This window comes from Actinacidiphila rubida, from assembly GCF_900110255.1.
GTDB classification, from domain to species: domain Bacteria; phylum Actinomycetota; class Actinomycetes; order Streptomycetales; family Streptomycetaceae; genus Actinacidiphila; species Actinacidiphila rubida.
Genome location: NZ_FODD01000088.1, coordinates 1 through 10717, shown reverse-complemented (window position 1 = coordinate 10717; position 10717 = coordinate 1). Strand labels below are relative to the sequence as shown.

The following is a 10717-nucleotide window of genomic DNA, read 5'->3' as shown; positions in this document are numbered from 1 at the left end:
GCCGGGCCGGCGGCTCCGCGGGACCCGACAGGTGCGGCAGGCGTGCGCAGACCTCCTCCACGACGGCCGCCTCGCCGGGCCGCAGCGTCCCGTCGGGGACGTTGCGCAGCGGGGCGAGCCCCACGAAGGCGTGCTCGGGACCGCCCGGGGGCGGCGCGCCGAACGCCGGGGCGCCGGCCGCGTGGAGAGCGGCCAGGGCGGAGCCGAACGCGAGGGCCGCGCGGCGGTCCGGACGGCCACGCGGCACCAGGTCGATCACCAGCCACCGCTCGTCCCAGCCGTGGACCAGCGGTACGGGGACCGCTCCCGCGCCCGCCAGCCAGCGCAGACCCGCGGCCTCGGCACGCACGGCACCCGCCTCGCCGCCGCGCTTGACCATCACGGTCCGCCCGTCGTCGAGCACCGCCTCGGTCAGCGCGGTGGACAGCTGCCGCACGCTGGTGACCTGACGTCCGGTCAGCCGCGCCGCGGCGGCACCCGCGTCCTCGGCCGGCCCGGTCCGTCCGCCGGCCGTCACGGCCGCGGCCGCGCGCGGACCCAGTCGATCAGGCCGGGCATCGCGGCCTCGACCTGGTCCAGCACTTCGTCGAAGCCGCCGGGGCCGCCGTAGTAGGGGTCCGGTACGTCCAGATCGCCGTCCGCCCCGGGGTCGAACGACCGCAGCAGGCGGACCCGTGACGGGTCGTCGACCATCCGGCGCAGCGCGGTCAGATGGCCGCCGTCCATGGCCAGCAGGAGGTCCGCGTCCAGGTGGTCGGGGCCGACCTGGGCCGCGACGTGGTCGACGGGGTAGCCGCGCCGGGACAGCAGCTCGCCCGCCCGCGCGTCGATGCCCTCCCCGGCGTGCCAGGGCCCGGTGCCGGCGCTGCTGACGCGCACGGCGTCGTCCAGGTCGGCACGGCGCAGGTACTCGGCGAAGACCAGCGCGGCGGTCGGTGAGCGGCAGATGTTCCCGGTGCAGACGAAGCAGATGTGCACGGCCCCAGCCTAACGGTGCCGCCCCCGCCCACCGGTGCGGCGAGCGCGGGCGGCACAGCCGGTCGTGGCGGGTTCGCCGGCATGACGAACTGCCGGTGGTCCCTCGCCTCGGCCGGCCGTCAGGCGGCGAGCACCGCCGGGCGGAGCGTGTCCTCGCACCACTGCCGGAACGTCGTCGGGGTGTCGTCGGCGTGCTGAGGCGTGCGGACGACGCCGTCGTCCAGTCCGTGTTCCTTCGCGGTCATCATGTCGAGTATCGACTGCGCCATGCCCTCGGACGCCCCGGAACCGGTCAGGAACTCGCGCATCGCCTGCTCCGGCATGCGCCGGTACACCACGGTGGTGCCGAGGACGTCGGACACGACGGCGGCCATGTCGTCGTACGACAGGTCCTCCGGGCCGAGCAGCGGCACGGTGTCCTGTCCCGTCCACGAGCCGTCGAGGAGCAGGCGGGCGGCGACCGCGGCGATGTCGCGGGTGGCGACCGACGGCAGACGGCGGTCGGAGGGGAGCACGTCGTAGAACGCCCCCTGCTCCTTGATGGCCCGCGTCTGCCGCAGCACGTTGTCCATGAACCCGGGCAGCGCGAGCGCGCGGAACGCGACCCCCGTCCCGGCGATGAGGTCGTCCATCGCCAGCGACGCCGTCACGTGCCCGGCGCGGCCGGCCCACGCGGTGCCACGGCCCAGCGCGCTGACGCCGACGACGCGCTTGACGCCCTGCTCGCGCAGCGCGTCGGCCGCGGGCCGGGTGAACCCGGTGTACGCGTCGTGGGCGGTCGCGGCCGTGCGGTCCGTGGGCAGCAGCCAGAACACGTCGTCGGCGCCCTCGAAGGCGCGGTCCAGCACCTTGGGGTCCCCATGGGAGCCCTCGACGACCTCCACCCGGTCCCGCACCCGGAGGGGCAGCTTCGCGGGGTCGCGCGCGACGACACGGACGGGCCGGCCGGCGGTGACCACGCGGTCCAGTACCTGGTGCCCGATCTTCCCGGTCGGGGCGGTGATGACGATCATGAGCGTTCTCCGCAGGGTCGGAAGCAGGAGCGATAAGTAAACTCTACCGTACCGTATACTTTTCGGGCCTCGGGTCGTACGCCCACCACCGCTGCCCCCCGCCGCTTCCCGCCGCCCGGCCCGACCCTCCGGGCGCGGGCCCCCGCGGTCATTGCCTCCGCCCGCGCGGCCCCGTACCGTCCGCGGTGGACTGTCGCGCGGGGAAGGCGGGTGGACGCGGGGATGACCGGCCGTGACGGACCCTGGACGGCTCTGGTGACCACGACGACGGAGGCCGGCAGCCACCTGGCGGGGCGTCACCACGAGCCGCTGGAGCAGGGCCTGACGCTGATCGCCCTCACCGAGGACGACTGGAACCGCATCGGGGGAGCGCTCGCCGCCGACCCCGACTCCGCCGCCGGCCTCGACTGGTTCATGGCGACCGTGATGCGCTCCGCCGGTTTCCCCGACGCCTGCACCGCCCCGGTGCTGTTCATCGAGGTCGACGGCGATCTCGAGTCGAGCGTGCTCGTCGTCGACCGCAAGGTCACCGCGTCGTTCGCCCACCAGACCCCCGGCCCCGACGGCCCGGTCAACTCCGCGCTGCGCCGCCTCGGCGTCCAGCGCGGCCACCACCCCGACGAGCGCACGGCCCTGGGACTGCGCCTGCCCTGACGCCGGCCCGATGACCGCCGGCTCCGGCGTCGTACGCTGCTTGTATGGAGACCAGTGCGCCCCCCGCCGCCGTGGACGCGTTCGAGCGTGTGGTCGGGCTCGTGGGCGGGCGCGGCGTCGCGGTACTCAGCGGCGCGGGACTGTCCACCGAGTCCGGGATCCCGGACTACCGCGGCGAGACCGGCCGCCGCCGCACCGGCGTACCCATGACCTACCAGGAGTTCACCGGCAGTGCGGTGGACCGGCAGCGGTACTGGGCGCGCAGCCACCTCGGCTGGGGAAGCATCGCCGCCGCCCTGCCGAATCCGGGCCACCGTGCGGTCGCGCGGCTCGCCGACGCCGGCTTCGTGTCCGGCGTCATCACCCAGAACGTCGACGGGCTGCACGGCGCGGCCGGCACGCGGGACGCCGTCGAACTGCACGGCAGCCTGCACCGGGTGCTCTGCCTGGACTGCGGCAACCGGAGCTCGCGGCGCCACCTGGACGAGTTGCTCGACCAGGCCAACCCGGGCTTCCGGGGCGCCGCCGCCCAGGTCAACCCCGACGGCGACGCCGACCTGGCGGGTGAGCGCGTCGCCGCCTTCCGCACCGTGGCCTGCCAGGTCTGCGGCGCCGGGACGCTCAAGCCCGACGTCGTCTTCTTCGGCGAGAGCGTGCCCAAGCCGCGCGTCGCGCAGTGCTACGACCTGGTCGACGCCGCCACCGCGCTGCTCGTCCTCGGGTCGTCGCTGACGGTGATGTCCGGTCTGCGTTTCGCCCGGTACGCGGCGAAGCAGGACAAGCCCGTCGCCATCGTCAACCAGGGGCCGACCCGCGGTGACGAGCTCGCGGCACTCCGCCTCGCCCTGCCGCTCGGTACCACCCTGACCGGCCTCGCCGACCGACTCGGCGCCTGACGCCCTGACACCCTGGCGCGGTGACCTGCCGTGCCCGCCCCGGCCGAGGCCCGGACGCGGCAGGTCACCTCACGTCACCTCACGTCCCCTGCGCCCCTTCGTTCACGTCATATCCGCTCCACGAACCCGGCCCGCCACTGCGGCGCCTCGTCCGCGCCGAGCTCCGTCCAGTACTCGCGGCCGGCCGTGATCCGCCCCTCCCGCACCGTCCAGAAGGAGGCGGCGCGGAACACGCCCAGCTTCTCGTGCGGCACCTCCACCTCCGACACGACCTGATCGCCGTCGGCCACGACCCGCAGCACCCGGATCGACCAGCCCTCCGGATACTCCGCGTTCACCCGCACGAAGGTGTCAGGGCCGCTGATCCGCTCACCGCTGACCGGCCACTCCACCACGAGATCCCCGGCCAGCAGCCCGCGCACCCCCTCCCAGTCGCGTTCCTGAATGCGCTCCCACAACAGGCGAACCGTCTGCTCAGCGTCCATGTCCGCATCCTGGCACCCACCACCGACAGCGGCCGTGCGCGGCCGCCCGAGCGCCGGGGACGGCGAGAAGCACGACACGGAACCACAGCGTCCGGGCACCCCAAGGGAAGTGGCGGTGCGTCACCTCCCGTCGCGCGAGTCCTGACGCGAGCGCGTCAGAACCCTTGGCCGCGTGCGAGGCCGCTGCTACCTTCTGCCCGTCAGATGCGCTGACAACGTTGCCAGGGCTCGCCGACGCCGCGCCGCGCCCGTCCCACTCGCCGCCCGCGGTCCCGGCCGAGCTCGGAGGGAGTGCGTCCGTGCGCAGATACACCACTCTGGTCGTCCTGCTCCTGCTCGCCGCCTGCTTCCCCCTGTCCGTCTCGGCGGCGGCCCCCGCCCACGCGGCGGCGCCGACCGCCACCGCGTCCGCGAAGGAGCCCGCCGGCTGGGTCGGCACGTGGTCCGCCGCGGCCAACGGCGGTGTCACCGACAGCGGTTACGCGGGCTACACGATCCGCAACCTCGTCCACACCAGCCTCGGCGGGCAGCGGATCCGGGTGAAGCTGTCCAACGCCTTCGGCACCAAGCCCGTGCGGTTCGCCCACACCACCGTGGGCCTCCAGCGGCTGCCCGGCAGCGCCGCGATCGCCACGGGCACGCTGCGCGACGTGACCTTCGGCGGGAGCACCGCCGTCACGGTCCCGGCGGGGGAGGAGCTGTACAGCGACCCGGTGGAGCTGCCCCTGTCGGGCGCCGCCGACCTCTTCGTCACCACGTTCACGCCCGACCCGTCGGGGCCGGTCACCTACCACGACCTCGGGCTCGCCACGTCCTACTACGCCACGGACGGCACGGACCACGCCGCGGACCTGGGCGCCGGCGGGCTGCCGCTGACGACGACGGCGTGGCACTACGTCACCGAGGTCGACGTCGAACCCGGCGCGGGCCGGGCCGCCGCCGTGGTCACCCTCGGCGACTCGATCACCGACGGCTTCCAGTCCACGCCCGGCGCCAACCGCCGCTGGCCGGACCTGCTCGCCGCGCGCCTGCGGGCCGCCCACGGCCCGGCGTCCACGTTCGGTGTCCTCAACGCCGGCATCAGCGGCAACCGCGTGCTGCTCGACGGCGCCGGAGTCCGTGCCACCGCCCGGCTCGACCGCGACGTCCTGCAACGCGCCGGCGCCCGCACCATGATCGTGCTGGAGGGCATCAACGACATCCAGCAGACCCCGCACCAGCTCGACCCCCAGCAGATCATCGCCGGCCTGAAGGACCTCGCCGACCGGGCCCACGCGGCGGGCCTGCGCGTGCTGGGCGGCACCATCCTGCCGTTCGAGGGCTGGGGCACCTACGACACGAACGAGGAAGCGGCCCGGCAGGGCGTCAACGACTGGATCCGCTCCAGCGGCACCTTCGACGCGGTGGTGGACTTCGACGCCGCCGTTCGCGACCCCGCCGACCCGCACCGCATGCTGCCCCGCTACGACAGCGGCGACCACCTGCACCCGGGCGACGCCGGCTACCAGGCGATGGCCGACGCCATCGACCTGAACGCGCTCGGGGCGCCCGCGCCGGTGGACCCGGCCCCGCCCGTCCCGCCGCGCCGCTCCCTGACGGTGGCGGCCGCCCCGGAGCAGGCAGCGGCGATCGCCGGGCGGGCGACCTCGCTGCCGTTCACCGCCCGCGCGTTCGTCCAGGCGCCCGGCACCGTCGGCGGAACCCTGGACACCGTTCTGGACGGCGTGCACCAGCGGCGGCCGTTCACCCTGGAGAGCGACGGCCGCTACACGCAACTCGACCTCAGCACCGAGGTGCAGGTGCCGGCCGGCACCACCGCCGGACGTCACGACGTGACGTTCACCGTCCGCACCGACGACGGCCGCAGCGCGACCGCGACGGCCACGCTGAACGTCGAGCGGATGGGCTGCGCCCAGAGCGACGACGCCTGCGCCCTCGATCTGGCGTCGTCCTACGACCACGACTCCATCGCCTCGGCCGCACACCCCGACGACGGGAACTTCGACGGGCTCGGCTGGAGCTACGCGGCCGAGACCCTCCCCGCCGCGGGACCGGCGGTCCTCGCGGGTACCCCGTTCGTCTTCCCCTCGGGAGTCGACGGCGCCCTCAACTCCGTGACCGCGCAGGCGCAGACGCTCCCGCTGCCCGCCCTCGCGTCGAGCGGGCTGCGCGTGCTGGCCGCGGCGAGCGGCGGCGCCGTCGACGACGTCGCCACCGTCACCTACGCCGACGGCTCGACCGCCGCCCTGCCGCTGCACTTCAGCGACTGGGCGGCGGGCCCGCAGTCCGGTGAGGACGTCGCCGTGGCGGCGCCGTACCGGTACCGCGCCGGCGCCGGCCGGGACGGCCCGGCGGTCGACGTGTACGCCCGGACGCTTCCGCTCGACCCGGCGAAGGCCGTCCGCTCGATCACCCTTCCCGACCAGGCACGGCTGAAGCTGTTCGCCCTGACGCTCCAGCAGGCGCACTGAGACGGGAAGGGGGCCGGCGGAGTCCGCGGGACCGCGGACTCCGTCAGGAGGGCAGCAGGGACACCTGGTAGTGGTCGATCAGCCAGCCGGCGTCCGTACGCCTCAGCAGGATGCTGAGCCCGACGCTCAGCGTCGGGCGCTGGCTGAACGAGAAGTCCACCGCCAGGTAGCCCAGCACGAGGTCGGGCGACAGGCTCCTGCTCTCCACGACGCGGTAGGCGGCCGCCAGGTCGAGCGGCTGGGACGCGTAGTACTCCGCGACCCCCTGCCGCCCGACGCTGTAAGGGTGCAGCCCCTGGAAGATCGCCTCCTCGGTGAACAGGGCGGCCGCGTCGTCCGGGCGGTGCCGGTCGACGGCCTCCTTCCACCGGTCGAGCACGCCGCGCAGGGCGGTCTCCTCCGGGGTGGGTGCGGACTGCATGATGCTGCTCCTCTCTCGTGATGCGACGGTCTCGTGCGAGGTGACGTCCGACGGTCCTTCGGACGTCAGTGGCCGGCGCTCATGCCACCGTCGACGTGCAGGATCTCGCCGGTGACGAACGGGGCGTTCTCGAGGTAGACCACGGCGTCCGCCACGTCGCTCCGCTCGCCCATCCGCCCCACCGGGTGGAGCGCGGCCAGCGCCTCGTGGGTCTCCACCGGGTGCATCGGCGTCTTGATCGTGCCGGGCGACACGGCGTTCACGCGGATGCCGCGTCCCGCGTACTCGATGGCGAGGGACTTGGTGGCCGACTGCAGCCCGCCCTTGGTCAGCGAGGCCAGCACCGACGGGACCCGCGCGTCCGCGTTGTCCACGAGGCTGGTGGTGATGCTCACGATGTGACCGCCGCCCTGGGCCAGCATCCGCTCCGCGGCGAGCTGCGTGATCCGGTAGAAGCCGGCGATGTTGATGCCGGTGACCGTGGCGAAGTCCTCGGCGGTGTAGTCGGTGAACGGCTTGGCGACGAAGACCCCCGCGTTGTTGACGAGAGTGTCGACGCGGCCGAACCGCTCGACGGCGGCGGCGATGACGCGCTCGGCGGTCGCGGGGTCCGCGATGTCGCCCTGCACGGTCAGCACCTCCGGGTCGCCGGAGGGGGCGATGGAGCGCGACGTGGCCACGACCGCGTAGCCGAGCTTGCGGTATGCCTCGACCACGGCGGCACCGATGCCCTGCGACGCACCGGTGACGACGGCGACCTTCTGCTGCGGAGTGCTCATGATGACCTTCTTCGTTACGGAGGAGTGGCTTCCTGCGGGTGCCGGACCGTCGCTACTAGCCGACCGGTCGACTATTTGACCGTAAGCCGCTCCTCGGCTCAGGTCAAAGGCTGAAGCCGCTGGTCACGGGACCGGAATCCTCCTACGTAGGAGGTTTTGCCTACCACTGATGGCGGGCCGTCACGCCGTGCGCCGACGTCTCGCGGCTGCGCGAGGTCACCGCGGACGGACCGGAAGGCGGCGCGAGGCTCGAAGGGCCGCGGGAGGCGGTGTGCAGGCGAAGGGGCGGCGGGAGTCGCCGGGCGTCAGTCGCGCGGGGGCACCAGGCGGCGCCGGGCGTCAGTCGCGCGGGGGTGCCGGGCGCCGGTGCGGGTCGTCCGCCGGGAGCCAGACGTCCGCGGCGCGGAGCACCGAGTCGTCGACGCCCTCGCACAGGGCGTCGACGACGGCGAGCACCGCGGCGCGGACCTCGCCCCGGCGCCACACCAGGGACCACGTCCACTGCAACTGCGGCCCGCCCACGGGCCGTTGGACCAGGTCGGGCGGCAGAGGTGACGTCTGACCCTTCGGCGAGTTGACGACCGGGCGGGCACTGCGGCGGACGTGGTCGAAGAACGCGGGTCCGGTGACGCCGCCGTCGGAGATGCGCACCGCGCGAGCGCCCGTGTCCCGGGCCACCTCATCCGCGTACACGTTCCACGACGACCACGACATGGCGTCGTCGTCGATCAGCACCGAGGTGTCGCGGGCGGCGACCTCGCCGGTGTCCGTCCCCGTGGAGACCGCGTACAGCCGGTCGGCGCCGAGCAGCCGCGCCTCCAGGCCGAGCTGCTCCAGATCCTCCCCGCGCACCCAGCACACCGCGAGGTCCAGACTGCCGTCGGCGACCCGCGCGGCCTGCGCGTGCGACGGTGCCACCCATGCGTCGAGGTGGACGTCGGCCACTCCCGACGTGCGCGCGTTCAGCCTCGGCGGCAACCAGTTGACGTAACCCAGCCTCACCGGTTCCGACCCCGACAGCCGGCGGGCGCGCCGCTGCAGGTCGTCCGCCTGCTCCAGCAGTGCCCGCGTGTGCGCCAGCAGGTCCGCGCCGGCCGCCGTGAGCGCCACCGACCGGCGGTCCCGGTCGAACAGGCGCACCCCGAGATCCCGTTCCAGCGCCTTGATCTGCTGGGACAGCGAGGGCCCGGCGATCAGCAGGCGCTCGGCGGCCCGGCCGAAGTTCAGCTCCTCGGCCACCGCGACGAAGTACCGAAGTTGGCGCAGTTCCACGCGGATCATGCTACGTCGCTCCGAGGCCGCGCCTCCCACGAGCGAGGAAGCCGGTCGTGGCGGGCTGCGGCCGCTCGGCGGACCATGAAAGAGGACGGCGGACCCGGCCCCGTGCACCGGCGCACCGGGCCCGAACCCGTTCGCCGCCGCAGGAAGGAGCAGAACCATGCGGGAGTTCCTGGTCGAGATCACCACCACGATCCCCGAGGGCACCAGTCAGGACGAGGTCGATCGCCGCCGCGCCGCCGAAGCGGTCCGGGCGAGGGAAATGGCCGCCGCCGGCCACCTCTTCCGCCTGTGGCGCCCGGTCGGCGAGCTGCGCAGCATCGGCATCTGGCTGGCCGACGACGAGGAGGAGCTCCACGCGAAGGTCCTCGGCACGCTGCCCCTGAGCCCCTGGATGAGTTTCGCCGTCACGCCCCTGCAGCCCCACCCCAACGACCCCGGCCGCGACGGGGCCGGCGCGTGACGGCACAGCCGTCCCCGCCGCATCCGTCTTCGACGCATCCGTCCACGGCCCGGGCAGGCGCCGCGCCCCACTCGCCGTGGGGCCACGTCGCCCGGGCCGCGGCGGCCCTGGCGGCGGGCATGGGGGTCGGCCGGTTCGTGTACACGCCGATCATCCCCCTGATGCACGCCCAGGCGGGGCTGACGTCGGGCACCGGCGCGCACCTGGCAACAGCCAACTACGTCGGCTACCTCGCCGGCGCGCTCACCGGGATCCTCGCGCCCGCGGCGGTCCGCTCACCCGCCCTGCTGCGGGCCGCGCTGGTCGTCCTCACCGCGTCGCTCGCCGCGATGCCGCTCACGCACAGCACGACGACCTGGCTCCTGCTGCGGCTGGTGGCCGGCGCCGCCAGCGCGCTGGTGTTCGTGATCGCCGTCAGTTCCCTGCACAGCCACCTGCGTGCCCATCCTGCGCACCTGCCCGGCTGGGCCTTCGGGGGAGTGGGGGCCGGCATCGCCCTGTCCGGACTGCTGGTCCTCGCCGTACGGCCGATCGCCGACTGGCGGGCGGCCTGGTGGTCGGCGGCGGCACTCGGCGCGGTCCTGACGCTCGCCGCGTGGAACCTGCGGCCGGAGACCGCGCCGCGGCGGAACGCCGCGGGTGCGTCGCTGCCCGGCACCACGGGCGGGCCGGGGCAGCGCACTGCCGGTGTGGCGGTGCCAGGGGCCCGGGAGGCGACGGCCGCCGTCCGCCCGGACCTCGGCACCGCGGCGGTCCGCGCGTCCGGCCGCGCCCGTGGTCCGGGCGATGCCCACGCCGGACCCGCGCCGCGCGGCAATCGCCGGTGGTTCGGCGTGCTGTTCGCCTCCTACACGCTCGAAGGCGTCGGCTACATCGTCGCGGGCACGTTCCTGGTCGCGGCGATCGAGCAGGGTTCGCCCGGCTGGATCGGAAGCGGGGCGTGGGTGCTGGTGGGGCTGGCCGCGGTGCCGTCGTCGGCCTGCTGGGCCTGGCTGGGACGCCGGTACTCCCGCGCGGACCTCCTGCTGGTGGCGCTCGCCGTCCAGGCGGTCGGTATCGCCCTGCCCGCGCTGACCGGCAGCGTGGCGGCGGCCCTGGTCTCCGCGGCGCTGTTCGGCGCCACGTTCATCGGCGTGAGCACCCTCGCGCTGGCCGCCGGAGCGCAGCTGGAGTTCCCGCGCTCGGTGGCGCTCCTGACCGCCGGGTACTCCGTCGGCCAGATCCTCGGCCCGCTCGCGGTCACGCCCCTGCTCCACCACGGCTACCACCAGGCGCTGAT

The 10717-nt window shown here is 74.5% G+C and carries 12 protein-coding genes; 5 read left to right on the top strand and 7 right to left on the bottom strand.

The features are described from left to right. The 3 genes from BMW99_RS38350 to BMW99_RS38340 all read right to left on the bottom strand — a co-directional run. Positions 1-517: phosphotransferase (locus tag BMW99_RS38350; RefSeq protein WP_143080623.1), on the bottom strand; the 517-nt coding region annotated here is incomplete at its 3' end. Further along, the gene (locus BMW99_RS38345) at positions 514-978 is read right to left on the bottom strand and encodes a low molecular weight protein-tyrosine-phosphatase (protein ID WP_069465961.1); all 465 of its coding nucleotides are present in this window, start codon (positions 976-978) and stop codon (positions 514-516) included. The genes BMW99_RS38350 and BMW99_RS38345, both read right to left, overlap by 4 nt. A 119-nt stretch (positions 979-1097) precedes the next feature. After that, positions 1098-1991 (bottom strand): NAD(P)H-binding protein, encoded by an 894-nt coding sequence (locus BMW99_RS38340; RefSeq protein ID WP_069465960.1) that lies wholly within the window; start codon positions 1989-1991, stop codon positions 1098-1100. Between the two features lie 222 nt (positions 1992-2213). On the opposite strand from BMW99_RS38340, the gene BMW99_RS38335 reads away from it, so the two are divergent. Then, a complete protein-coding gene (locus BMW99_RS38335; RefSeq protein WP_069465959.1) occupies positions 2214-2645 on the top strand; it encodes a hypothetical protein in 432 nt (143 codons plus the stop codon). 44 nt (positions 2646-2689) lie between these two features. Beyond that, entirely contained in the window at positions 2690-3541 is an 852-nt protein-coding gene (locus tag BMW99_RS38330; RefSeq protein ID WP_069465958.1) for an NAD-dependent protein deacetylase, read from the top strand. A gap of 107 nt (positions 3542-3648) precedes the next feature. On the opposite strand, the gene BMW99_RS38325 is transcribed toward BMW99_RS38330, so the two are convergent. Next, the gene (locus BMW99_RS38325) at positions 3649-4026 is read right to left on the bottom strand and encodes a nuclear transport factor 2 family protein (protein ID WP_069465957.1); all 378 of its coding nucleotides are present in this window, start codon (positions 4024-4026) and stop codon (positions 3649-3651) included. A 299-nt stretch (positions 4027-4325) separates the two neighbouring features. On the opposite strand from BMW99_RS38325, the gene BMW99_RS41730 reads away from it, so the two are divergent. Then, a complete protein-coding gene (locus BMW99_RS41730) occupies positions 4326-6497 on the top strand; it encodes an SGNH/GDSL hydrolase family protein (protein ID WP_075018399.1) in 2172 nt (723 codons plus the stop codon). Between the two features lie 43 nt (positions 6498-6540). On the opposite strand, the gene BMW99_RS38315 is transcribed toward BMW99_RS41730, so the two are convergent. The 3 genes from BMW99_RS38315 to BMW99_RS38305 all read right to left on the bottom strand — a co-directional run bounded on the left by BMW99_RS38315 (position 6541) and on the right by BMW99_RS38305 (position 8978). Further along, positions 6541-6918, bottom strand: coding sequence for a nuclear transport factor 2 family protein (locus tag BMW99_RS38315; RefSeq protein ID WP_069465897.1), 378 nt, complete (start codon positions 6916-6918; stop codon positions 6541-6543). 65 nt (positions 6919-6983) lie between these two features. After that, a complete protein-coding gene (locus BMW99_RS38310; RefSeq protein ID WP_069465898.1) occupies positions 6984-7697 on the bottom strand; it encodes an SDR family NAD(P)-dependent oxidoreductase in 714 nt (237 codons plus the stop codon). Between the two features lie 339 nt (positions 7698-8036). Further along, positions 8037-8978, bottom strand: a complete 942-nt coding sequence (locus tag BMW99_RS38305) for a LysR family transcriptional regulator (RefSeq protein ID WP_069465899.1) — start codon at positions 8976-8978, stop codon at positions 8037-8039. A 157-nt stretch (positions 8979-9135) separates the two neighbouring features. On the opposite strand from BMW99_RS38305, the gene BMW99_RS38300 reads away from it, so the two are divergent. Then, on the top strand, positions 9136-9438 hold the full coding sequence (locus BMW99_RS38300; RefSeq protein ID WP_069465900.1) for a muconolactone Delta-isomerase family protein: 303 nt from the start codon (positions 9136-9138) through the stop codon (positions 9436-9438). A 119-nt stretch (positions 9439-9557) separates the two neighbouring features. Next, the coding region (locus BMW99_RS39715; protein WP_079176333.1) for a YbfB/YjiJ family MFS transporter at positions 9558-10717 on the top strand (1160 nt) is incomplete at its 3' end.